Below are 22,100 nucleotides of genomic sequence, written 5' to 3' on the forward strand. Positions count from 1 at the left end.
ACCTGAAGTCAACTCCGCTCCAGCCACGGTGAACCTGAAGTCGGTGAGATGGTCGATGGAGTACTCGATCGGCGAGCTGGCGGCCCGCTTCGGTCTGGCCACGCACGTTTTGCGGCATTGGGAAGACATGGGATTGCTGTCGCCGGCGCGGCGGGTGGCGGGCCGCCGGGTGTATGGCGCGGCGCATGTGACCCGGGTGGCGGAGATCCTGCTGGGTAAGGAGGCGGGGTTCAGTCTGGAGCAGTTGCGGGAGTTGTTCGTCGCTCCGGATCGGGAGCGGCGACGAGATCTGCTGCGCGGCCAATTGGCCCAGGTGCGGACCCGCATCGCCCGGCTCACGCTGTCGCAGACGCTGCTGGAGCACGCATTGCGATGCCGACACCCGGACTACCAGTCGTGCCCCCATTTCCAGGAAATGGTGCTCGCGCGGCTGGACGGGGTCGGTACGGCCGAGGCTCTGGACCACCGCTGATCCACAGTCCATCAATGGGCGTCGTGTGACGTCGGTACGGCTTGCGGCCGGTGGTCGGGAATCGTCAGTCCAGCACCCAGATCCAGGGCCCATCAACGGGTTGACGGGTGTTGCGGGTGGTGGGCAGCATCCGCGGAGTGCGGGTACACAACGAAATCCGGGCGCTGGTTGAGGCGGTCGTGCCGGCCGACGAGCTAGAGGCGCGGCACCGGGCAGAGTGCCTGGCTTGGTTGGGCGGGACCCATGACATATTCCGTCGGGAGAAGCCACGCACTCCGTCGCCGCACCTGGTGGCGTACTTCCTGTTGCACGACGAGACGGATGGCAGCGTGCTGCTGGTCGACCACCGCAAGGCCGGAATGTGGCTGCCCAGCGGCGGTCACGTTGAGCCCGGAGAGCACCCGGCCGAGACGGTACGTCGGGAGGTGATGGAGGAATTGGGTGTGCCGGCGGTGTTCCATCCGCGCTTCGGCGAGCGTCCAACCTTCGTCACCGTCACTCAGACGGTTGGTCCACCAGAGGAGCGACACGTCGATGTGAGTCTTTGGTTCGTGTTGAGCGGGAGTCGCAATCAGAAATTCGTCCCGGATTCCGGCGAGTTTCGCGGCGTTCGATGGTGGACGCCGCAAGAGGTAACGGACGCCGACCCAGCGACCGTCGAACCGCACCTGGGTCGAATGCTGAACAAGCTGATAACTCTCGCGGAACGGTGAGCGCCATCGGATGGACGCCGCGGGTCGACGCGGCCGCCCCTGACGCCCCGAGAGTGCGTCCGGCTCGGACGACCTTGTGCAGGGCCTTCGATGCAGTGGCGGGCCCGGTGGCGTCGCCGAGCTCGGTAAGGGCGGCAGGCAGGGGACGTTAGCCCGATCGAGATCACCGAAAAGTGAAGAGTCTTCCGCGTCTTCTGTAGATCATGTAAGTTTCCTGCACCCGAGGGGACTGACAACGACGTAGGGGGCGCCGAAATCGGGGCTTTGACTTCCGAGTCGGGCCATGAGACGGACCGTGCACACCCCGAATTAGAGAGGTGGAGCCGCGCTGCAACCGCGACTCCACCTGAACGGCAATTCACATCCACCACCCGGAAAGAGGAGATGCACGTGAACCGTCGTCTCAGCATGGTACGTCGTCCGGCAGCCGTAGCGTTGCTGGGCCTGGCCCTGGCCGCCGGCACGGGCTCGCCAGCATTTGCCGCAGGTAACCCGGCACCGCCTTCCGGTGACGGCGACGTCAGCGTCATGGGGATTCCCTGTGATGGATACGTCGGATCCTGGTACGCCGTGTCCAACGTGGCGAAGCCGAAGAAGATCACCCACGCGACGCGGCACTACAACGGCACCTCGTCGGACATGACATCGAACTACACCACCGGTCACCAGTTGACGCTCACCGCCGGCATCACGATCACCAGCGGTTCGTCGATCTCGGCCAGCGCGATCATCGGGGAACTGGAGGCGAGCACGAGCATGTCCCTCGCCGTTTCCGGAAGCGCCACCACCTCGTCCTCGGTCTCCGTCACCGCCACGGTGAAGCCGAAGAAGTACGTGGTCACCTATGCGGGCCGGGTCCAGGTCACCGGTAACTGGATCAAGCAGACCTGTTCCAGCGGCGGCAGCATGGTGGTCACCTCCGGGCAGGGCACCGGCAAGTCCTTCCACGTGCAGGAGGTGGGGGCCGCTCAGTGCGACATCACCCAGCCCTCCGGCAGCATGGCGGCGCTCGCCAAGAGCCAGTACTGCTGATTTGACCGTCTGTGTCCCCGGCGGGGCCGACCGCGCAGTGCGGGGTCGGCCCCATGGGCACCGCCCATCATCGAGAACGAGGTCGTCCCATGAGGCTTGCGCCGGTGCTGGCAACTGCCGCTGTTCTTGCGCTGTCGACCGGGGGTTGCACCGCGAGCGGCGAGCCGTCGAAAGGTGAGAGCCGACCCGCCGGAGCGTCGAAAGGTGGGAGCCGACCCGCCGGAACTCCGGTCGCCGACAGCGGGTGCCGGCATGTTGACGTCGCCGCGGCCGAGGCCGGCCCGCGCTCCCGGGAGTGGGTGTTCACCGCAGTCCGCAAGGTAGAGCCGGAATGGGGAGAGGTAACACGTCCCGCCGAGCTGGACAAGGCATTCGTCGCCGGCGTCGAATGGGAGTCCCCTCGCGTCGACAAGGACGCTGCCGTCGCGGCGATCGAGAACTCGCTCGAATATGCCGCCTCCGGTACTGGTGGGACGCTCGCTGAACTGGACCGGTTCCTGTCCGGCGTCAAGGAATCGCGCACATACGTCGGTTATTCAGCCGTGGAAAAGGTGTCTGTTCCCTTGACCGGTGAATGCGAGGACGGGAGCAGGGTCAAGGGAACACTGTCCACCTGGGCGGACGCCGAAACCGGTGTGGTGGTGTGCGCGACCACGTACGGCAAGGGGGAGGCGCCGGCGGTCGCGCTCCGAGCGCAGGCCGAGTTCTGCGACTGACGGCGACCGCCCGCATCCGGAGCTGCCGCCCGGTCGCTACGACGCGCCGAAGTCGGGAACCGTGATCGCGCCGTCCGGGGCGATCGGGAAGCCGGGGTTGTAGGCGATCTCCCAGACGTGGCCGTCCGGATCGGTGAAACAGCCGGCGTAGCCGCCGTAGAACGTCTCGCGCGCCGGGCGCGTGATCACGGCCCCCGCCGTGGCCGCCGCCTCCAACACCTCGTCGACCTCGGCCCGCGACCGAACGTTGTGCGCCAGCGTCATGCCGCCGAAGCCGACGCCGTTGCGGCCCTCGACGCCGGCGTCGGCGTCGAGCTTGTCGCGTCCCCACAGCACGACGGCCACGCCGCCGGCCTGGAAGAAAACCGTCTCCTCGACTTCTTGCCCCTGCCAGCCGAGCTGCTCGTAGAACGTCCGCGCCCGGGTGACGTCGGCGACCCCGAGCGTGACCAGGCTGATGCGCTGCTCCATTCCGAGCAACGTACTCGCGTGGTCGCGACACGGCGTGCCCATCCGGTGCCGCGGCCCGCAACGTGATGGCGCGGGCGCGCCGAGGGTTTGCATGCACTTGTTGCGGCCATAGCAGCAACAGATGCACCCAAAACCCCGGTGGCGCGGGCTATCGGCCGATGCCGCGCCGGTTCGGCCGTTCGCGTGCTGACCGCAGCGGCCTGTCGCACCAGCCGAGAAAACGGTCCCGGATCCGTGGGTCGTGGAGTTCGGTCAGCGCGAGCCGCAGGTACGGCCGCATGTAGCGCCGCAGGCGCTCGACGTCGCAGCGCAGAAACTCCTTCAACTGTCGTTTCCGCGCGAGGCAAGGCCACTCGGCACCGCATGCGCTGCACCGCCAGCTCGGCTGAAGCGGTGCATGGATCGGTGGGTAGTCAGCCAATGCCGAACCTCGTGCTCGGGTGCGGTGGAGAAGGCTGCCGGGCCCCGTGCCGTCCCGGCGGTCGTTGCTGCGCCTGCCCAGGACCGTCGTACCGATGCCGCGCCTGCTGCGTCTGCCACTCGCGCAGTGCGTTGCGAATTCGCGCCGCCTGCTCCTCCGACACCGCGAGGTCGCGGTACAGCGCGTTCATCTCTTCCGCGACGCGGTTGAGGAAATGGTGCACCTCCTCCGGGTCCAGGCCCCGCCGTCCGAGCCTCGTCGGCCGGAACCGCTTGCGTCGTACCTCGCCCGGCAGGACTCGTTGAGAACGGCGGCCGCCGTAGACGCCGTGGGGGATCTCCTCGCCGGAGTGTCGGTGCGGATCGTGAGCAGTGCGGAGCCGCGCCAGGGCTCGCGTGAAGCGGGACATCGCCACCTCCTGACAGCCGGGTAGGGAAGGCCGCCGCGAGGGCTCGGCGGCCTTCCCCTCTCGCACCCACCGCCGCAGCGACCACGGCATCGGCGATGGGGAGCTGGGGTCGGGACGGCTGATTGCCTTTGGAGATCCGCCCCGGCCGAAGGTTGCGGGCCGATCCGCAGTTTGGAGACCAAGGGCTGCCCGCCTCAGGAACTTAAGCGAACTAGTGCACTCAAGTCAACGGTACTAGTGCGCTGTACTGCGTTCTTGCTGCGACAACTAGCTGCGTGCTCTCATGGTCAGCGGAGACCAAGGAGTGCCTATGCCACCCGCAGCCAAGTGGGAGAAGCTTGCTGCCCACATCCGTCAACAGATTGAGTCCGGTGAGCTTCGGCCGGGTGACCGCCTGCCATCGACGGCACAGCTGAAGCAGGAGCACGGAGTATCGGACTCGGTGATCCGCTACGCGATGCACGCGCTCAGGACCGAGGGGCTCGTGGAGAGCGCACACGGCGTCGGTGTCTTCGTCGCGGAGCCGAAGGCGTAGCAGGATCCCCACGCCAACGGGGAACACCGGCGCTGGCCGAACCCGGTCCGTCGGCGATTACCAGGCGAGCGAACGGGCGGTGTGCTCACATAGGGCCATGAGGAGCGTCGAAGCGTGACGGACCGCCGCCGTGCCGTGCTGATTCCGGGACGCGGATACACCGTCCGCGACCCGCTGTTCGCGTACGCCGCCGAGGCGCTGACCCGGCGCGGCCTGGAGCCGTCCGGCATCGAGTGGCAGGTGCCGTCGGAGCTGTCCGAGGCCGACCGCGCCCCGTGGGTGCAGCGGCAGGTGGCCGCCGCGATCGATGATCGGACCGATCTGCTCGTCGGGAAGTCGCTCGGCACGCTCGCCGTGCCGCTCGCCGCCGAGCGCCGGCTGCCGGCGGTCTGGTTGACGCCGCTGTTGCGCTACCCGGGCGTCGTGGCCGAGCTCGAACGGTCGCCGTCGCAGTTCCTGCTGATCGGCGGGGGCGCCGACGCGTCGTGGGACGGCGAGACCGCGCGCCGGCTCACCACGTACGTCCTGGAGATCCCGGACGCCGATCACGGTCTGCTGGTGCCGGGTCCGATGGCCCGCTCGGCGGAGGCGCTGGGCAAGGTGTGCAGCGCGATCGAGGTGTTCCTCGACGACCTGGCGCGCGGCCCGGAGGATCGCGCCACCTCCCTGATGTAGCGGTCAGGGAGCGAGGTCCGAGCCGCGCAGCAGGCTGCGCAGCCGCAGCTCGGCGCTGAGCGCGGGCGCGCAGTCGGCGACGATCGCCGCGGTGCCGATCACCTCGGCGCCGCGGGCGGCGGCCAGCCGGTGCAGGGCGCGCAGCTGCGCGCCGGTGGCGACCCAGTCGTCGACGACGAGGACGCGATCGCCGGGGTTCAGGTGTCGATCGCGTACGCCGAGCGCCAGTCGCCGACCGCGGTAGTCGCCGCCGGTCCGCTCCCAGGTCGTGGGCTCGGCGATCCGGCGTGCCCCGGTGTCCTTGTACGCGGGGAGGAACCCGGCGCCGAGCGCGGTCGCGACCAGCGGGCCGAGCAGCAGACCGGTCACCTCGGGGGCGATCACCACCGTGGGACGGGCGGGGGCGTGCAGCGCGGCGAGCGCGGGTCCGAGCCCGGCCAGGACCAGCGGCTCGCGCCACCAGCCGGAGACGTCGCTGACCAGGTGCGTGCTCTGCGGGCCCGGATCCGTCCACCGGAACGTCTCGGTCAGTCGTCTCGTCAGCTCGCTGTGCACGGCTCCATCCTGCGCCGACCGCGTCCACAGGTGAGTCCCGGGTACGGGACCGGAGACTGACTGTTGAGTCAGCTCACGCTGACGACCGCGCCGCGATCATTGACGGACGGTTGGTGGTTGTCCCAAATACTGATCTTTTCCAATACGCCGGCCGGTCATTTCCGCATCGGCCGAGGGGTCAACCTCGTTCAGTCGAGCGTTCGGATCGTGCATGCTGTTCGGCGTACCCATGCGCATCATTCCGACGGGCCGACGCCCGCTGAGCCCAGGATCCCGTGCCGGCATCGGCGCGGCCCTTGTGCTGCTCGCGCTCGTGTCCGCCGTGGAGCTGGCGGACGGATCCGGCACCAACTACGTCGGGCTGGTCGCCGCCGCGCCGTTCCTGACCGCGGCGTTCGCCAGCTGGCGGGTGGTACTCGGGGTCGGCGCGCTGGCCACCGTGGTCGGTGGCGCGTTCGCGTTGACCGGCCAGATGGTCACGATCGCCACCGCGGTCAACGTGGTCGGCATCGGCCTGGCGACCGGTCTGGCCGGAGCGGTCGCGGCGATCCGGCAGCGGCAGGCCGAACGGATCGCCGAGCTGTCGAAGCTCGCGTCGGTGGCCCAGCAGGCTGTGCTGCGTCCGATCGGCCCGCAGGTCGGCACGCTCGCGGTCGCCGGCCGCTACATCTCCGCGACCGCGACCGCCGACATCGGCGGCGACCTCTACGAGGCGGTGGACACCCCGTACGGCGTCCGGATGATCATCGGCGACGTGCGTGGCAAGGGGCTCGACGCGGTCCGGCTGGCCAGCATCGTCCTCGGCTCGTACCGGCACGTCGCGTACGAGCGGGCCGATCTGCGCGCCATCGTCGCCGACCTCGACCGGGCCGTGGCGCGCAGCGTCGGCGACGAGGACTTCGTGACGGCGGCCCTGGTCGAGGAGCGGGGCGGCACCCTGACGATCGTCAACTGCGGGCACCCGGCTCCGCTGCTGCTCCGCCGCGGCCAGGTGATCCCGCTCGAACCGCCGGCTCCGGCGCCCCCGCTCGGCTTCATGCCCGTGGTGCGCCCCCGGGTCGAGCGGCTGGAGCCCGGCGACCGGCTGCTGCTCTTCACCGACGGGCTCGGCGAAGCCCGCCGGGAGGGCGAGTTCTTCCCGACGGCGGACCGGGCATGGCGGCTGCTCGGGCACGGCACGGTCGGCGACGGGCTCGCCTCGCTGGAGACCGCACTGGTGGAGTGGGTGTACGGGCGACTCGACGACGACATCGCGCTCGTGCTGATGGAATACTCCGGACCCCGTCCGGTGACCACCGCGGCCGTGCCCAGCTGGGAGGTCGGCGCGGCGGAGAGCTGACCGGTCAGGCCGCCCGGCGGCGACCGTCCGCGGTCTCCGCGGAACGCCAGGCCTCGGGCGCACGGTGGCGTCCCACGTAACGGCGGGTCGGCTCAAAGAGCGCGTCCAGGATCTTGGCGACCATGCTGTCCTCCCCATTTACCTGCGGTTTTCTCCGCAGCGGTGCTTCGGTGGGGACGCGAATAACCGTTCACGTTCGCCGGTAAACCCGAGATCATCCCGCAGGGTGACAGATGTGATCCCGGCGACTCGGGGCGATCACTTGTCGCAGGCTACCGGCCAGTAATATAGTGACGTTACTGACCGGTAACACCTGCCCGAAAGCGGGGGCCAGCGAGCATGAGCCACTACAAGAGCAATCTCCGTGACCTCGAGTTCAACCTCTTCGAGGTCTTCGGTGCCGACCGGACGTTCGGCCAGCAGCCGTACTCGGAACTCGACACCGACACCGCCCGGGACATCCTCGCCGAGGTTGACCGGCTCGCCCGCGAGGACCTCGCGGCCAGCTACGTCGACAGCGACCGCAACCCGCCGGTCTTCGACCCGGCGACGCACACCGCGCCGCTGCCGGAGTCGTTCAAGAAGTCGTACAAGGCGTTCATGGACGCCGAGTTCTGGCGGATGGACCTGCCGGAGGAGCTCGGCGGGACCAACGCCCCGCGCGCGCTGTGGTGGTCCATCGCCGAGCTGGTCCTCGGCTCGAACGCGCCCATCTGGATGTACGCCTCCGGCCCGTCCTTCGCCCACGTGCTGCACGTCGAGGGCACCGAGCGGCAGAAGAAGTGGGCGAAGCTCTTCATCGACAAGCAGTGGGGCTCGACGATGGTCCTCACCGAGCCCGACGCGGGCTCGGACGTGGGCGCCGGTCGCACCCGCGCGATCCCGCAGTCGGACGGCTCGTACCACATCGAGGGCGTGAAGCGCTTCATCACCTCCGGTGAGCACGACCTCTCGGACAACATCGTCCACTACGTGCTGGCCCGTCCGGTCGGCGTCGAGGGTGCCGGCGGCCCGGGCACCAAGGGGCTGTCGCTCTTCGTCGTGCCGAAGTTCCACTTCGACGAGGAGACCGGCGAGCTGGGCGAGCGCAACGGCGCGTTCGTCACCAACGTCGAGCACAAGATGGGCATCAAGGTCTCGAACACCTGCGAGGTCACGTTCGGCGAGCACGGCGTGCCGGCCAAGGGCTGGCTGCTGGGCGACGTGCACGACGGCATCCGGCAGATGTTCATGATCATTGAGTACGCCCGGATGATGGTCGGCACCAAGGCGATCGCAACCCTCTCCACCGGCTACCTGAACGCGCTGGAGTACGCCAAGAACCGCGTCCAGGGCGCCGACCTGCTGCGGTCGACCGACAAGACCGCGCCGCGGGTCACGATCACCAACCACCCGGACGTGCGCCGCTCGCTGATGCTGCAGAAGTCGTACGCCGAGGGTCTGCGCGCGCTGGTCTGCTACACGGCGACCTGGCAGGACAAGGTCGCCATCGCCGAGGCCGCGGGTGACGAGAAGGGCACCAAGCTGGCCAAGCGGGTCAACGACCTGCTGCTCCCGCTGGTCAAGGGCGTCGGCTCCGAGCGGGCGTACGAGCTGCTCGGCCACGAGGCGCTGCAGACGTTCGGCGGCTCCGGCTTCCTGCAGGACTACCCGCTCGAGCAGTACGTCCGGGACGCGAAGATCGACACCCTGTACGAGGGCACGACCGCGATCCAGAGCCTCGACCTGTTCTTCCGCAAGATCGTGAAGGACAACGGCAAGGCCCTGATGACCGTGGCCGGCGAGATCCAGGCGTTCATCGAGTCCGAGGGCGGGAACGGTCAGCTCAAGGAGGAGCGGGCGGCGCTGGGCAAGGCGCTCGCCGAGGTGCAGAACATCCTCGGCGTGCTCACCGGGTGGCTGGGCGAGGTCCAGGCCGGCGAGGTGCGCTCGCTGTACAAGGTGGGCCTGAACAGCCGGCGCCTGCTGCTCGCCATCGGTGACCTGGTGGTGGCCTGGCTGCTGCAGAAGCAGGCCGACGTGGCGCTGCGCGCCCTGGGCGGCGAGGTGTCCCCGGCCGACAAGTCCTTCTACGAGGGCAAGGTCGCGGCGGCCCGCTTCTTCGCCCACGAGGTGCTGCCGCGGATCGGCGCCGACCGGCGGATCATCGAGTCCAGCAACCTCGACCTGATGGACCTCTCCGAAGACGCCTTCTGATCCCACCGAACTGCCGCGGTGGGTTCGGCCGAGCGGCCGGCGAGCATCTGCTCGCCGGCCGCTCCGCCGTCAAGGGCCCGGGCCGCCGCTGATCGTTTGGCGCCAGGGGGCGGGGGTAGGCCTAGTAGGGAACGCACAACTTGGAGCGACCGCGACAAGGAGTGCTACGCGATGGGCATCGGTAGTGGAATTTTCCTCATCGCACTCGGCGCCATCCTGGCGTTCGCGATCCGCGCGGACGTCTGGTGGCTCGACGTGCACACGGTCGGCTGGGTCCTGATCCTGGCCGGCGCCACGATCTTGTTTTCCGTGCTCTGGTTCTGGAACGACCGCCGTCGCCGGGCACGTACGGTGATTGTCGAGGAGAACAAGTTGGCTCACCCGGCTCAGGTCTGCCCACCTCCGGCCGAGCCGCCGACACCGCCCTGTTGAGCAGGGCACGTCCCGCCCCGGCTGCCCGTTCCGGGCCCGCCGGGGCGCTTTTGTGGCCGGCCGCGTGACGCGTGGCCGGCCGTTCGCTGCCCGGCCACGACGGGCCGCTGCGGGCGGCCGGCGCCTCAGCCGGGCGCTCGGGCGGTGTGGGAGGCGAGCAGGGACGCCGCACCGGGACCGCATTCCCGCCAGGAGCCGTTCAAACGGTGTACGGCGAGGCTGCTCGTGCGCAGCCCGTCCGAGTCGGGCGTGAGCGCGGCGTCGAGCAGCGCGGAGAGCTGCGAGATCGCGGGGTTGTGCCCGACGACCAGGATCGCCGACACGCTCTCGTCCGCGTCGCGTACCAGCGTCAGCAGGTCCTCGGCGCTGCCGCTGTAGACCTTGTCCTCGTACCGCACGACCGGCGACGACCCCGTCGCGCGCGCGATGTCGGGGTCCGTCGCCGACGCGATGGAGGACTCGGCCGGGTTTTCCGCCGACGTCACCGCCTCGGCCAGCGCCAGCGCCACCCCGTGCCAGGTCTGCCGCGTGCGCTTGGCGGGGGAGCAGATCACCAGGTCGGGCAGGTGGCCGCTGTGCGCGAGCCACGCGCCGGCCGCGGCGGCGTCGGCGTGGCCGCGCGCGGTCAGCGGACGATCGGCATCGGCGATCCCGTCGGGGTTTTCCGCCTTCGCGTGGCGCAGCAGCACGATGGTGCGTTCCGGCATAGCGCCAGCTTGCCTGATTGAAAGCCGAAGCACATGGGTAACTCCAGAACCGCCGCAACCTCGTAAGCGGCCAGGGCTGGCGGAAGGAGCCAGCCGGTAGCCAAGGAGGAACGAATGGGCATCGGTGGGAGCATCTTCCTGATCGCCCTGGGCGCGATTCTGGCCTTCGCGGTCGATGCGAACCTGGGCTTCCTCGACGTGCAGGTGGTCGGCTGGGTGCTCATGCTCGCCGGCGTGGTCGGTCTGATCCTCACCATGTGGTTCTGGCAGAACCGGCGCCGTGCCGTCGTCACGCAGGTTCCGGTCGAGGAGCGCCGCGTGGTGGCGCCGCAGCAGACGGACCGCGTGGTGGAGGAGTACCGGGAGGTCCGCCGCCCCGGGAACGCCGTCTGATCCATCCCGGCACGATCCACGACGGGGTCGCGGCGCGACGGCGCGCCGCGACCCCGTTCGTTGACCGGGGTGCGTCAGGCGTAGAGCGCGAAGTAGATCGCGATGTGGTGGCAGAGCGCCGCCACGAGCGTGCAGGCGTGGAAGAACTCGTGGTGGCCGAAGACGGTGGGCCACGGGTTGGGGCGGCGCAGGGCGTAGAAGACCGCTCCGACGCTGTAGACGGCGCCGCCCACGATCAGCAGGACCAGCGCGGTGACGCCGCCGCGGTGCAGGATGTCCGGGAGTACGGCGATCGCTACCCAGCCGAGCGCGATGTAGAGCGGGGCCCCGGCCCAGCGCGGCAGGTGCGGCCAGACCAGCTTCATCGCGACCCCGCCGACCGCGCCGGCCCAGACCAGGGCGAGCAGGGTGGTGGCACCGCGCTGGGGAAGCAGCAGCACGCAGAACGGCGTGTACGTGCCGGCGATGAACACAAAGATCATCGAATGGTCGAGACGCCGCATGATCTGGTAGCCGCGCTCCGACCACACCCGGCGGTGGTAGAGGGCGCTGGTGCCGAAGAGCCCGCAGACGGTGAGGCTGTAGACGGCGCAGCTGACCAACGGCGCGACGCCGGGCCGAGTCGCGGCGAGCGAGCAGAGCACGATGCCGCTCGCCAGAGCGACGAAGAACGCGTACGTGTGCAGCCAGCCGCGCATTCGGGGTTTGCCGATGTCGACCGGCTTCAGGCGAAGGGGGGCTTGGGTCGTCACCATCTCAGGTTACGGCACCGTAGGTTACTCGTCAGTAGTGAAGCGGCTCACGCGTCCCCCTTTCCCGCTCCGCCGTGCAGTCCGGTCGCGCGCCGCCGCGGGCACTACCGTGCGAGGGCATGGACCTCAACGCTGACCTCGGCGAGGGCTTCGGCATCTGGCAGCTCGGCGACGACACCGCCCTGCTCGACGTCGTCACCTCGGCGAACGTCGCCTGCGGCTTCCACGCCGGCGACCCTTCCACCATGCGGCGGATCTGCGCCGACGCCGCCGCGCGCGGCGTCGCGGTCGGCGCGCAGGTGGGCTACCGGGACCTGGCCGGCTTCGGCCGGCGGCGGATCGAGTACGCGTACGACGCGCTCCGCGATGACGTGCTCTACCAGATCGCCGCGCTCGACGGCTTCTGCCGGGTAGCCGGCGCCCGCGTCCGGTACGTGAAGCCGCACGGCGCCCTATACAACACCGCCGCCGTCGACCAGCTGCAGGCCGCCGCCGTCGTGGCCGCCGTCGTCGACTACGACCGGACGCTGCCGGTGCTCTGCCAGCCCGGCTCGGTCCTCGCCCAGCTCGCTACCGGCGCCGGGCTGCGCGCCGTCGCGGAGGGCTTCGCCGACCGCGGGTACCTGCCCGACGGGCGACTGGTGCCGCGCACCGCGCCGGGGGCGCTGGTCGCCGACCCCGACGAGGTGTCGCGGCGGGCGCTCCGGATGGCGGTCGACGGCGAGGTGGTCTCGGTCGACGGGCCGATCGTGCCCGTCCGCGTCGAGTCGATCTGCGTACACGGCGACACCCCGGACGCCGTGACGATCGCCCGGCAGGTGCGCGCGGCCCTGGTCGATGCCGGCCTGGACCCGGCGCCGTTCGCCTAGACCGGACGCGCCGGGCTTCGTCTCGGCGGCCGGCGCCGCCGCGGCTCAGGCGTCGAGCCCCCGCAGGATCAGCGGTAGCCGCCCGGTGCCGGCGTCGGTGACCCGGACCGGCACCCCCCAGTCCTGCCGCGTCAGGTGGCAGGCGGCGTGCTCGACGTCGGCGTCGCAGGTGGCGGCCTGCGCGACCACCTGCAACACCCCCGCGGACACCGCCGGGTTGATGACGAGCCGGCGGGTCAGCTCCGTGGTCGAGCCGGCCCCCTCGACGAGCAGCTCGGGCGGGGAAGCCGACACCTCCAGCCGGGTGGACGGCCCGAACGTGTCGTCCAGCTTCTGACCCGGCGCCGGCGTGAAGACGATCTCCAACGTCACCTCGCCGGCGGCCAGCTCCGTGGGCGGTCGCTCGGTGCGGTGCCGCTGCCCGGTCACCGTCCTCGCCCCTGCCGCCGAGAGCGCGCCCGGCGCGAGCCGGGTCAGCCGGTGCGCCGAGGACTCCACGACCAGAACCTCACCTTCGGGGCCCAGCACCACGTCGCTCGGCTCGCCCAGCCCGTCCGCGACGGTGGAGACCGCATCGGCGGTCGGGTCGAAGCGGCGCACCGCGCCGTTGTAGGTGTCCGCCACCAGCGCCGAGCCGTCCGGAAGCGCGCACACCCCGAGCGGATGCTGCAACAACGCCTCCGCCGCGGGCCCGTCCACGTGACCGAAGTCGAACAGCCCCTGCCCGACCGCGGTGTGCAGGGCGCCGTCCTCGACGTAGCGCAGCGCGCTCGTCTCGCTGTCCGCCACCCACAGTCTCCGGCCGTCCGCCGAGGCGGACAGGCCTGACGGCTGCGCCATCCACACGTCCGGCAGCGGACCGTCACGCAGCGCCTCCACCGTCGTCCCGGCGTACACCCCGGCCGTCCGCTTCACCGGATCGAACCACCACAGCTGGTGGATGCCGGCCATCGCGATGATCACGCGGTCGTCGTACCAGGCGACGTCCCAGGGGGAGGAGAGGTCGATCGAGACCGCGTCGTGCGGGTGGTTGTCGACCGTGGAGCGCCACTGCCGCCCCGTGCCGGCCACCGTCAGCACCTCGCCGGTGGCCAGGCGCACGCCCCGCAGGAGGTGGTTCACGGTGTCGGCGACGACCAGGTCATACCCGGCGATCTCGGCCGTCTGCCGGGGCAGCAGGCAGAGGCCCTGCGGCTCGGAGAAGGACGACTCGGCCGACGCGCCGTCCGCGCGGCCCCGCGTCCCCGAGCCGATCCGCCGCACCACGGTCTCGCCGTCGGCGGCGAGCTCGACCACCGAGTGCCGGGCGGAGTCCGTGACGAGGAACCCGCCCCCCTCGAGCGCCACGGCCTTGCCCGGGAACCTCAGCGCCGTCTCCGGCTCGGCCGGCGGGACGTACGGCCCGCTGCCGCGGTGCAGCGTCCCCTTCGCCTCGTGCGTCTCGATCAGCTCCGTGATCAGCCGCGCCAGCCCTTCGGCGTGGCCCTCGCCGGCCATCGAGGCGACCACGTAGCCCTCCGGGTCGATCACCGAGAGCGTCGGCCACGCCTTCGCCGCGTACTGCTGCCACATCTGCAGGTCCGGGTCGTCGAGCACCGGATGCGCGACGCCGTAGCGCTCCACCGCCGCCGCGAGCGCGTCGGGGTCACGCTCGTGCTCGAACTTCGGCGAGTGCACGCCGACGACGACGAGCACGTCCCCGAACTCCTCCTCCAGCGGCCGTAACTCGTCGAGCACGTGCAGACAATTGATGCAACAGAAGGTCCAGAAATCGACGATCGTCACCTTGCCGCGCAGGTCTGCGAGGGTCAGATCCTTGCCGCCCGTGTTGAGCCAGCCTCGGCCGCGAAGCTCGGGTGCCCGAACGCGGGCGGTGCGGATGTCCGTCATGCGGTCCAGTCTGCCAACGCTGATGGGCGCAGAGAGGGCCGGGTCGTCACCCACCCGAGAAACGGCCTGACACGCCGACGCCCCCCGGCGCGGGGGCGCCGAGGGGCGTCGGGCGGACGCGGGTTCCAGGGTTATCCGGCCGCCGCGGCCTTCAGGCAGAGCACCTGGTCCTTGCCGTTGTTACCGGTCACGATCACGTGCGGCTGACCGGGGTCGGGACACTGGTCCTTGTTGTCGACCTTGGACACGATCGAGAACGCCCCGGGGTCGCCGCAGTCGGCCGCCTGCGCCTGCGCGCCGGCCTGCTTCACGCAGTCGCCGACCTTCGGGTCGAACCCCGCGTCCCCGCCGCGAGTGACCAGCCAGACAATGCCCAGCGGCACGACCAGCAGCAGCACCGCCACGGTGAGCACGGCGAGCAGCACCCGGCCGTTGCGCACCTGGGGCGTCGGCTCGGCGGTCGACTCCTGCGCCGGCTTCGCGCTCTCCTCGGGCCTGAACGCGTCGAAGCGACCCTGATCGTCCTCGTTCGTCGTGCTCCAGGCGGTGATCGGCGGGGACGCTGCCGCTCCGGACTGCCCCCGGGCGCCGGGGTGTCCTCCCGCCGGGTCGGGCGGGAACGGCGCGTAGCCGGGGCGGGTGGCGGCGCCGGGATCGCCGTAGCCGGGGTGACCGCCGGAACCGGGGGCGCCGTAGCCGGGGTGACCGCCGGGACCGGGGGCGCCGTAGCCCGGGTGGCCACCCGGCTCGGGATCGCCGTAACCGCCGGGGCGCGATGGTGCGTTCGCCGGGCTGGTCGGGGCGACGTGGTCGATCAGGTCGCCGTAGACCGGTGCGGTGGAGCGCTGCCCGTGCACCGCCGGATCGTAGGCGGGCGCCGCCGGGGCGGGAACCGGCACGTGCGACACCGGCGACGGCGAGACCGGTGACGCTGACACCGGCGGCGCTGACACCGGCGGCGCTGACACCGGCGGCGCTGACACCGGCGGCGCCGGCGGCGCCGACGTGGGCGGCGGCGCTACCCGGGCCGACGCGCTCGCGGGGCGCGGCGTGGTGCCGCCGAAGGCGGGCGGCACGGTGGCCGGGCCGTACCCGTTCTGGTCCTCGTCCTGGACGGCCTCGGGCGCGGCGCGGCGGCCGTAGACCCGCGGCTGGGGGTTCGGGGCCGCTGCGGGTACGTGGTCGCTGGGGGGCGTCACCCGGCTCGTCGCCGGGACGGACGCGCTGGCGGAGACCGCCCGGCCCACCGCGCCGTGTCCCGCCTCCACGGGCACCGGCTGCGCCGGCGAGACCGGGGCCGCCGCCGACGCCGCCGGTTGCGGTTCGGCCGACTCCCGCGGATGCGGCACCGCCTGTCCCGCCGACCCCCGCTCCGGCGCCGGCGCCGGCTCGAAGCCCTGCGGTGCGCGCTCGTACTCGGGCGTCTCGAACTCCTGCCGCGGCCGCTCCGGTGCCGTGGGGGCGAACGGCTGCGGCTCGCGCTCCCGGGCACCGGCCCCGAAGCCCTGCGGCGTCCGTTCGTACTCGCGGGCCTCGACGTCCTGCGGGGCGCGTTCGTATTCGCGGGCCTCGTAGCCCTGCGGCGTCCGTTCGTACTCGCGGGCCTCGAAGCTCTGCGGGGCGCGTTCGTACTCGGGGGTCTCGAAGTCCTGCCGCGGCCGCTCCTGGGCCGTGGGGGCGAACGGCTGCGGCTCGCGCTCCTGCCCGCCGGGTTCCGGCGCCTGGGGCGCCACGGCCGCGCGGTAGGGGGCGTCGTCGGCGGGGTGCGGCGGGTATGCCGGCGCGTAGTCCTCGGGAGGAGACGCCGCGAGCGCGGCACCGGGGACGCGGACCTCCTGCGGGGGCAGCGGCAGCGGAGCCGGCCCCGCGAAGGGTACGGGCGCGGGCGCGGGCTGATAGCCGGGCGCCTCACCCCGGGCGGGCTCCGGTCCCGGCTCCGGCTGGGCCGGCCCCTGCCAGCTCGCGGACGGCTCCTGCCACGTCGCGGACGGGCCCGCGGCGTCCGGGCGCGACCCGAACGGCGTCGCTTCGCGGCCGTTCGACGCGTCCGGCCCGGGCACCGGGCGGACCGGTGCCGACCGCACCGGCTCCGACGGCACCGGCTCCGACCGCACCGGCTCGGACCAGGTGGCTTCCGGCTCGGACCGCGGCGTGTCGGACCAGGTGGCTTCCGGCTCGGACCGCGGCGTCTCGGACCAGGTGGCTTCCGGCCCGGAGGAGGCCGGCTCGAACGATGCCGGCTTGCGCTGCGGCAGCTGGGCGGCGGCGTCCGGCGTGGGAGCCTCCACGGCGCCCTCGCGGGACGGCGGCAGAGCCGTCGCCTCGTCGATGGGGGCCGGGCTCGGGTCGTCGTCGGTGTGCGGCCGCGCCGCGGGCTGGGCGGTGCCCCAGGCCTCGCTGGCGGGCCAGGGCTCCGGATCGGCGGCGACCGCGGCCCAGGCGTTCTGTCGCGGGGCGGCCGCGCCCGGCGGGGGCGGCCACGTGTTGTCCACCGGTGGCCAGGTGTTGTTCCGCTCCCCGGCGGGCTCGTCGAAGGACGCGCGGTCGCGCTCGGGGGCGGCGGCGAGCGGGGGCTGCGGCGCGGGTGGCGCCGCGGCCGTGGCGGATGGCACGCTCGCCGATCCGGTCGGCGGTGGGAACGGGGGCGGCGAGGCGGCCCAGTCGGGCGGGAAGCCCGAGCTGGTCCGTGCGGTCGCCGGGGGCTCGCGGTCGGCCGGACCGGCCGCCGCGGGCGGGGCCGGCCACGGTGCGACCGGGGCGGACCGCACGACGGCCGGCGGCGGGGGCTCCCAGCCGGTCGGGGCCGTCGGGGTCCAGGTGCCGCGGTTCGCCGAGCCCTCGTCGCCCTGCGGGGGTGGCTGCTCCGCGGTGCGTGGGGCGGTCCCGCCGTACGGCGTCCCGCCGCTGCCCGGCGCCGCCTCGTCCGGCTCCTGACCCGGGTGCTGCAGGCCCTCGGACGTCATGTGCGCCTCCTCCATGACATATCTGGCCGTGCCGATTTCGCTCCGGCTCTCTGGCCTGGTTGCCAGCGACGCCGGCGAATCGGCCGTGCGCGCTCCTCGAACGTAACTGTCGATGACCGTTCGTTCGAGGGGCGGGTCACCGACCGGGCGGCCCCTGAGCCGTTGCGAAGCTCCGACTACGCGGTTCGGGGGAGACCGGATGTGACCGACGCCAACCGTACCGGTCCCCGTTCGTCGGAGGAATCCCGGTGTCAGCCGTCCAGAAATGCCGATGACCCGCCCGGGTGGCAGCCCGGACGGGTCATCGATCTGGAGGGAGGGTTGGTCTGGTGGCCGCCGGACCGCGGCGCGCTGTGGCAGCCTGCGATCCGGCGGTGCGGACCGCTCAGCCGTAGTAGCGCTGCGCGATCAGGAGGATCTCGTCGCGCACAGCGGGCGACGTAGCGGAACGCAGCGCGCGCTCGATGGCACGTGCACGGCGGGTGGCGTCCCGACGGGTGCGGAGGCGGTCGATCATGGTGCTCATGGCGTGCTCCCTGGTGCCGATCCGGTTGTCGGCCTGTCGTGTCGTCTGGGTCCATTAGACCGGATTGACGCCGCGTCCGCCATCGATTATTAGGTGAGTTGGGCCACGCGCTGAATAATCTAAAGTTAGACCTCGGGTAGCGCTGAAGGTTCTACCTGCCGACCGGGAGGGTCACCGGGCCGGTGGCGGCCGACAAGAGAACGGCCGGCGTGTCCCCGCAGGCTGCGGGGACACGCCGGCCGGGCGCGTCGCGGTGGCGATCAGGTCCAGGCGAGCAGCGTCGCCTCGGGGTCGGCCAGGAACGCTCCGACGTCCCGCAGGAACTTCGAGCCCAGTTCGCCGTCGATGATCCGGTGATCGAACGACAGGCCGAGCGTCGTCACCTGCCGGGCGCGGATCTTGCCCTTGTGCACCCACGGCATCTCGCGCACCGCCCCGAAGGCCAGGATCGCCGACTCTCCGGGCGGCAGGAGCGGGGTGCCGGTGTCGACGCCGAACACCCCGACGTTGGTGATCGTGAACGTGCCGCCGGACATGTCGGCCGGAGCCGTCCGACCCGCCTTCGCCGTCTGCACCAGTCCGGTCATCGCGTCCGCCAGCTCCCGCAGGGAGAGCCGACCGGCGTCCTTGATGTTCGGCACGATCAGCCCACGCTCGGTGGCGGCCGCGATGCCCAGGTTCACGTACTCCTTGACGACGATCTCGTCGCCCGCCCAGGTCGAGTTGACCATCGGATGGCGGCGGACCGCCAGCAGGACCGCCTTGGCGACCAGCAGCAGCGGCGAGACCCGTACGTCGCGCCACTCCGGCAGCGCCCGCAGCCGGTTGAGCGCCTTCATCGATCGGGTCACGTCGACCGTGAGGAACTCGGTGACGTGCGGCGCGCTGAACGCCGAGGCCACCATGTTCTCCGCGGTGAGCTTCCGTACCCCCTTCACCGGGATCCGCTGCTCGCGTCCGCCGTCGAAGGACGGCGCGACGGAGACGGCGCGGCTCGGGGCGGGCCCGGTCGCCGGGCCGGCGGCCGCCGCCTGTACGTCCTCCCGGGTGATCGACCCGAGCGGCCCCGTCCCGGTCACCGTACTCAGGTCGACGCCGAGATCCTTGGCGAGCTTCCGTACCGGCGGCTTCGCCAGCACCCCCGCCCCGGTCCGGCGATCCGGCAGCCGTGGGGCCGGGCTCGTCGGCGGATCGGCGGGCCTGTCGGGCGCCGTCACCGCAAGACCGGCCGCGCGCGGCGCGGGCGCCGGCTCGGCGGGGGTCTTGCGCGGGCGGCGCTTGGCCGCCGTGGTGCGGGGGCCGTAGCCCACCAGAACCGCGGTGCGGCCGCCGGGGGCCGGGCCCCCGATCAGGCCGGGCTCGACGGCGCCCTCGGCGGGCGCCAGCTCGACCGCCGCCAGGGACGCGGCCGACGGCGTCGGCAGGTCGCCGGCCGCGGCCGCCCCGTCCGTGCCGACCGGACCGGCGCCCGGGTCGGTGTCGATCGCGATGATCGGGGTACCGACCTCGACGGTTGTGCCCTCCGGGTGGAAGATCGCGTGTACCTGCCCGGCCCACTTCGCCGGGATCTCGACCGCCGCCTTCGCCGTCTCGACCTCCACGATCGGCTGGTTGAGCTCGATCGTGTCGCCCACCTTGACCAGCCAGCTCAGGATCTCACCCTCGGTGAGCCCCTCCCCGAGGTCCGGCAGCGGGAATTCCTTGATCCGCGACATCCCGGTCACCACCCGAAGGCGCGGTCGACGGCGTCGAGCACCCGGTCGAGGTCCGGCAGGTACTCCTCCTCCAGCCGGGCGGCCGGGTACGGGGTGTCGAAGCCGGTCACCCGCAGCACGGGCGACTCCAGGGAGTAGAAGCACTCCTCGGTGATCCGGGCCGCCACCTCGGCGCCCAGGCCCAGGTTGGACGGGGCCTCGTGCACGACCACGCAGCGGCCGGTCCGGCGGACCGACTCGTAGACCACCCCGAGGTCGAGCGGGGAGAGCGAGCGCAGGTCGATGACCTCCAGGTCGCGACCGTCCTCGGCCGCGGCCGTCGCGGCGTCGAGCGCGGTGCGCACCATCGGACCGTACGCGAGCACGGTCGCGTCGGAGCCGGGCCGCACGACCCGGGCGGAGTGCAGCGGGTACGCGCCGGTCAAGGGGGCGTCCAGCTCGACCGGCCCCTTCTCCCAGTAGCGCCGCTTCGGCTCCATGAACACGATCGGGTCGTCGGAGGCGATCGCCTGCTGGATCATCCAGTACGCGTCCTGCGGCGAGGCGCAGGAGACGACCTTCAGCCCGGCGGTGTGCGCGAAGTACGCCTCCGGGGACTCGGAGTGGTGTTCGACCGCGCCGATGCCGCCGCCGAACGGGATCCGGATGACGATCGGCAGCTTCACCTTGCCCCGGGAGCGGTAGTGCATCTTCGCCACCTGCGAGACGATCTGGTCGTACGCGGGGTAGACGAAGCCGTCGAACTGGATCTCGCAGACCGGGCGGTAGCCGCGGATGGCGAGCCCGACCGCGGTGCCGATGATGCCGGACTCCGCGAGCGGGGTGTCGATCACCCGGTTCTCGCCGAAGTCCTTCTGCAGCCCGTCCGTGATCCGGAAGACGCCGCCGAGCTTGCCGACGTCCTCGCCCATGATGACGACCTTGGGGTCGTTCTCGAGCGCGCGGCGGAGTCCGGTGTTGAGCGCCTTGCCCAGGGTGAGGGTCTCGGTGGCCATCAGTGCGCGCTCCCCTCGAAGGACTCCAGGTACCGGCTGAACTGGTCGCGCTGCGCGTCGAGCAGCGGGGACCCGTTGGGGTAGACGTGGTCGAAGAGCGTGTCGGGCTGCGGGTCGGGCATCGCCAGCACGCGCTCGCGCAGGTCCACCGCCTCCCGCCGGGCCTGTTCGTCGATCTCCGCGAAGAAGTCGGCGTCCGCGATCTGCTGCTTCTCGATGAAGGCGCGTACCCGGGCGATCGGGTCCTTGGCCTGCCAGGCCTCCACCTCGCTCGCGATGCGGTAGCGGGTGGGGTCGTCCGAGGTGGTGTGGGCGCCCATCCGGTACGTGTAGGCCTCGATCAGGGTGGGCCCCTGACCGTGCCGGGCGCTGTCCAGTGCCGCGCGGGTCACCGCGTACGTGGCGAGGACGTCGTTGCCGTCCACCCGGATGCCGGGGAAGCCGAACCCGGCGGCCCGCTGGTAGAGCGGGATGCGGGTCTGCCGCTCGAGCGGCTCGGAGATGGCGTACTGGTTGTTCTGGCAGAAGAAGACCATCGGGGCGTTGAAGACGCCGGCCCAGACGAACGCCTCGTTCACGTCGCCCTGCGAGGTGGCGCCGTCGCCGAAGTAGGCGATGACGGCCTCACCGTCGTCGCCGCCGGTCTTGCCGTCCATCGTGACGCCCATGGCGTAGCCGGTGGCGTGCAGCGTCTGGGCGCCGATGACGATCGTGTACATGTTGAACTTGAACTCGTTCGGGTCCCAGCCGCCCTGGTCGACGCCGCGGAACAGGCCCAGCGGCATGATCGGGTCGATGCCGCGGCAGTAGAGCACGCCGTGCTCGCGGTACGTCGGGAACGCCATGTCCTGGGGTCGGAGCGCGCGTCCGGAGCCGACCTGCGCCGCCTCCTGGCCGAGCAGACTCGCCCAGATGCCCAGTTCGCCCTGCCGCTGCAGCGCCGTCGCCTCGGCATCCAGCTTGCGCACGATGACGAGGTCGCGGTAGAGCCCGCGGTACTCCTCGTCGGTGAAGTCCACGGTGTACTCGGTCCCGTCCGGGCCGGTCACCTTCTCCACGCGCTCACCTTCGGGGGTGAGCAGCTGGACCAGCTCGGGTTCGTTCCCGCCCGCCGCTTTCGGCCCCCGTGGTCGGGCAGTTGTCTGCCTGCCGCGGGTCGTCGTCCCGCGGTCGCCCTTCGCCATCCGTCTCTCCCTGTCCTGTGTGCGTCGGCCCCGGGGGTGTCCCGACCGCGCAGCTGTTCGCGCCCGCCGGCTGGTGCCGTCCGAGCTGTCGCCTGCCACGCCTAGCCCGGTGGGGTTGCCGCGCGGCGTGGACCGGATTC

22 protein-coding genes are annotated in these 22,100 nt (G+C 71.7%); 11 read left to right on the forward strand and 11 right to left on the reverse strand.

The genetic code is table 11. The features are described from left to right. Positions 1-55: 55 nt before the first annotated feature. The 4 genes from BLW47_RS05370 to BLW47_RS05385 all read left to right on the forward strand — a co-directional run bounded on the left by BLW47_RS05370 (position 56) and on the right by BLW47_RS05385 (position 2,933). The gene (locus BLW47_RS05370; protein WP_175543498.1) at positions 56-472 is read left to right on the forward strand and encodes a MerR family transcriptional regulator; all 417 of its coding nucleotides are present in this window, start codon (positions 56-58) and stop codon (positions 470-472) included. Between the two features lie 116 nt (positions 473-588). Next, positions 589-1,185 (forward strand): NUDIX hydrolase, encoded by a 597-nt coding sequence (locus BLW47_RS05375; protein ID WP_245736364.1) that lies wholly within the window; start codon positions 589-591, stop codon positions 1,183-1,185. 390 nt (positions 1,186-1,575) lie between these two features. After that, positions 1,576-2,217 carry a hypothetical protein gene (locus tag BLW47_RS05380; protein ID WP_139307159.1) on the forward strand — a complete coding sequence of 214 codons (642 nt, stop codon included), beginning with the start codon at positions 1,576-1,578 and terminating at the stop codon, positions 2,215-2,217. Positions 2,218-2,306: 89 nt separating this feature from the next. After that, entirely contained in the window at positions 2,307-2,933 is a 627-nt protein-coding gene (locus BLW47_RS05385; RefSeq protein WP_139307160.1) for a hypothetical protein, read from the forward strand. 36 nt (positions 2,934-2,969) lie between these two features. Here the strand turns inward: BLW47_RS05385 and BLW47_RS05390 are convergent, their stop codons facing one another. Beyond that, positions 2,970-3,404 (reverse strand): VOC family protein, encoded by a 435-nt coding sequence (locus tag BLW47_RS05390; RefSeq protein WP_091552006.1) that lies wholly within the window; start codon positions 3,402-3,404, stop codon positions 2,970-2,972. Positions 3,405-3,817: 413 nt separating this feature from the next. Beyond that, the gene (locus BLW47_RS05395) at positions 3,818-4,234 is read right to left on the reverse strand and encodes a DivIVA domain-containing protein (RefSeq protein WP_245736366.1); all 417 of its coding nucleotides are present in this window, start codon (positions 4,232-4,234) and stop codon (positions 3,818-3,820) included. Between the two features lie 310 nt (positions 4,235-4,544). Here BLW47_RS05395 and BLW47_RS05400 point away from each other — a divergent pair, with 310 nt between their 5' ends. Both BLW47_RS05400 and BLW47_RS05405 read left to right on the forward strand, forming a co-directional pair. Continuing rightward, on the forward strand, positions 4,545-4,769 hold the full coding sequence (locus BLW47_RS05400; protein WP_091552009.1) for a winged helix-turn-helix domain-containing protein: 225 nt from the start codon (positions 4,545-4,547) through the stop codon (positions 4,767-4,769). Between the two features lie 114 nt (positions 4,770-4,883). After that, complete coding sequence (locus tag BLW47_RS05405; protein ID WP_091552011.1) at positions 4,884-5,444, forward strand: alpha/beta hydrolase; 561 nt, start codon at positions 4,884-4,886, stop codon at positions 5,442-5,444. Positions 5,445-5,447: 3 nt separating this feature from the next. On the opposite strand, the gene BLW47_RS05410 is transcribed toward BLW47_RS05405, so the two are convergent. Further along, a complete protein-coding gene (locus BLW47_RS05410; protein ID WP_091552012.1) occupies positions 5,448-5,999 on the reverse strand; it encodes a phosphoribosyltransferase family protein in 552 nt (183 codons plus the stop codon). 211 nt (positions 6,000-6,210) lie between these two features. Here BLW47_RS05410 and BLW47_RS05415 point away from each other — a divergent pair, with 211 nt between their 5' ends. The 3 genes from BLW47_RS05415 to BLW47_RS05425 all read left to right on the forward strand — a co-directional run bounded on the left by BLW47_RS05415 (position 6,211) and on the right by BLW47_RS05425 (position 9,966). Continuing rightward, positions 6,211-7,338 carry a PP2C family protein-serine/threonine phosphatase gene (locus BLW47_RS05415; protein WP_091552013.1) on the forward strand — a complete coding sequence of 376 codons (1,128 nt, stop codon included), beginning with the start codon at positions 6,211-6,213 and terminating at the stop codon, positions 7,336-7,338. A 339-nt stretch (positions 7,339-7,677) separates the two neighbouring features. Further along, complete coding sequence (locus tag BLW47_RS05420) at positions 7,678-9,534, forward strand: acyl-CoA dehydrogenase (protein WP_091552015.1); 1,857 nt, start codon at positions 7,678-7,680, stop codon at positions 9,532-9,534. Positions 9,535-9,705: 171 nt separating this feature from the next. Continuing rightward, a complete protein-coding gene (locus BLW47_RS05425; protein ID WP_091552017.1) occupies positions 9,706-9,966 on the forward strand; it encodes a DUF6458 family protein in 261 nt (86 codons plus the stop codon). Between the two features lie 125 nt (positions 9,967-10,091). On the opposite strand, the gene BLW47_RS05430 is transcribed toward BLW47_RS05425, so the two are convergent. Continuing rightward, the gene (locus BLW47_RS05430; RefSeq protein WP_091552020.1) at positions 10,092-10,673 is read right to left on the reverse strand and encodes a SixA phosphatase family protein; all 582 of its coding nucleotides are present in this window, start codon (positions 10,671-10,673) and stop codon (positions 10,092-10,094) included. A 114-nt stretch (positions 10,674-10,787) separates the two neighbouring features. Here BLW47_RS05430 and BLW47_RS05435 point away from each other — a divergent pair, with 114 nt between their 5' ends. Next, entirely contained in the window at positions 10,788-11,066 is a 279-nt protein-coding gene (locus tag BLW47_RS05435; protein ID WP_091552023.1) for a DUF6458 family protein, read from the forward strand. A 74-nt stretch (positions 11,067-11,140) separates the two neighbouring features. Here the strand turns inward: BLW47_RS05435 and trhA are convergent, their stop codons facing one another. Further along, positions 11,141-11,818: a PAQR family membrane homeostasis protein TrhA gene (gene trhA, locus BLW47_RS05440; RefSeq protein ID WP_091552631.1), complete on the reverse strand. Its 678-nt coding sequence runs from the start codon at positions 11,816-11,818 to the stop codon at positions 11,141-11,143. 119 nt (positions 11,819-11,937) lie between these two features. On the opposite strand from trhA, the gene BLW47_RS05445 reads away from it, so the two are divergent. After that, on the forward strand, positions 11,938-12,687 hold the full coding sequence (locus tag BLW47_RS05445; RefSeq protein WP_091552025.1) for a LamB/YcsF family protein: 750 nt from the start codon (positions 11,938-11,940) through the stop codon (positions 12,685-12,687). Positions 12,688-12,732: 45 nt separating this feature from the next. On the opposite strand, the gene BLW47_RS05450 is transcribed toward BLW47_RS05445, so the two are convergent. The 6 genes from BLW47_RS05450 to pdhA form a co-directional block, all read right to left on the reverse strand. Then, on the reverse strand, positions 12,733-14,568 hold the full coding sequence (locus BLW47_RS05450; protein ID WP_091552633.1) for an NHL domain-containing thioredoxin family protein: 1,836 nt from the start codon (positions 14,566-14,568) through the stop codon (positions 12,733-12,735). A gap of 140 nt (positions 14,569-14,708) precedes the next feature. Beyond that, positions 14,709-17,540, reverse strand: a complete 2,832-nt coding sequence (locus tag BLW47_RS05455) for an LppU/SCO3897 family protein (protein ID WP_139307161.1) — start codon at positions 17,538-17,540, stop codon at positions 14,709-14,711. A 385-nt stretch (positions 17,541-17,925) separates the two neighbouring features. Next, on the reverse strand, positions 17,926-18,066 hold the full coding sequence (locus tag BLW47_RS25050; RefSeq protein WP_175543499.1) for a hypothetical protein: 141 nt from the start codon (positions 18,064-18,066) through the stop codon (positions 17,926-17,928). A 260-nt stretch (positions 18,067-18,326) separates the two neighbouring features. Next, on the reverse strand, positions 18,327-19,781 hold the full coding sequence (locus BLW47_RS05460; protein ID WP_091552636.1) for a dihydrolipoamide acetyltransferase family protein: 1,455 nt from the start codon (positions 19,779-19,781) through the stop codon (positions 18,327-18,329). 5 nt (positions 19,782-19,786) lie between these two features. Further along, positions 19,787-20,776 (reverse strand): alpha-ketoacid dehydrogenase subunit beta, encoded by a 990-nt coding sequence (locus BLW47_RS05465; protein ID WP_091552031.1) that lies wholly within the window; start codon positions 20,774-20,776, stop codon positions 19,787-19,789. Beyond that, positions 20,776-21,960, reverse strand: coding sequence for a pyruvate dehydrogenase (acetyl-transferring) E1 component subunit alpha (gene pdhA, locus BLW47_RS05470; RefSeq protein ID WP_091552036.1), 1,185 nt, complete (start codon positions 21,958-21,960; stop codon positions 20,776-20,778). Before pdhA ends, BLW47_RS05465 begins: the two co-directional genes overlap by 1 nt. Positions 21,961-22,100 lie beyond the last annotated feature (140 nt).

The sequence above is a fragment of the Micromonospora pattaloongensis genome (genome assembly GCF_900107255.1).
Classification (GTDB): domain Bacteria; phylum Actinomycetota; class Actinomycetes; order Mycobacteriales; family Micromonosporaceae; genus Micromonospora_I; species Micromonospora_I pattaloongensis.

Coding starts and splice junctions, on each gene's coding strand:
- BLW47_RS05370 (WP_175543498.1), top strand. CDS start 56: ATGGAGTACTCGATCGGCGAGCTGGCGGCCCGCTTCGGTCTGGCCACG.
- BLW47_RS05385 (WP_139307160.1), top strand. CDS start 2,307: ATGAGGCTTGCGCCGGTGCTGGCAACTGCCGCTGTTCTTGCGCTGTCG.
- BLW47_RS05390 (WP_091552006.1), bottom strand. CDS start 3,404: ATGGAGCAGCGCATCAGCCTGGTCACGCTCGGGGTCGCCGACGTCACC.
- BLW47_RS05395 (WP_245736366.1), bottom strand. CDS start 4,234: ATGTCCCGCTTCACGCGAGCCCTGGCGCGGCTCCGCACTGCTCACGAT.
- BLW47_RS05400 (WP_091552009.1), top strand. CDS start 4,545: ATGCCACCCGCAGCCAAGTGGGAGAAGCTTGCTGCCCACATCCGTCAA.
- BLW47_RS05415 (WP_091552013.1), top strand. CDS start 6,211: ATGCTGTTCGGCGTACCCATGCGCATCATTCCGACGGGCCGACGCCCG.
- BLW47_RS05420 (WP_091552015.1), top strand. CDS start 7,678: ATGAGCCACTACAAGAGCAATCTCCGTGACCTCGAGTTCAACCTCTTC.
- BLW47_RS05425 (WP_091552017.1), top strand. CDS start 9,706: ATGGGCATCGGTAGTGGAATTTTCCTCATCGCACTCGGCGCCATCCTG.
- BLW47_RS05430 (WP_091552020.1), bottom strand. CDS start 10,673: ATGCCGGAACGCACCATCGTGCTGCTGCGCCACGCGAAGGCGGAAAAC.
- BLW47_RS05435 (WP_091552023.1), top strand. CDS start 10,788: ATGGGCATCGGTGGGAGCATCTTCCTGATCGCCCTGGGCGCGATTCTG.
- BLW47_RS05445 (WP_091552025.1), top strand. CDS start 11,938: ATGGACCTCAACGCTGACCTCGGCGAGGGCTTCGGCATCTGGCAGCTC.
- BLW47_RS05455 (WP_139307161.1), bottom strand. CDS start 17,540: ATGACGTCCGAGGGCCTGCAGCACCCGGGTCAGGAGCCGGACGAGGCG.
- BLW47_RS25050 (WP_175543499.1), bottom strand. CDS start 18,066: ATGAGCACCATGATCGACCGCCTCCGCACCCGTCGGGACGCCACCCGC.
- BLW47_RS05460 (WP_091552636.1), bottom strand. CDS start 19,781: ATGTCGCGGATCAAGGAATTCCCGCTGCCGGACCTCGGGGAGGGGCTC.
- BLW47_RS05465 (WP_091552031.1), bottom strand. CDS start 20,776: ATGGCCACCGAGACCCTCACCCTGGGCAAGGCGCTCAACACCGGACTC.
- pdhA (WP_091552036.1), bottom strand. CDS start 21,960: ATGGCGAAGGGCGACCGCGGGACGACGACCCGCGGCAGGCAGACAACT.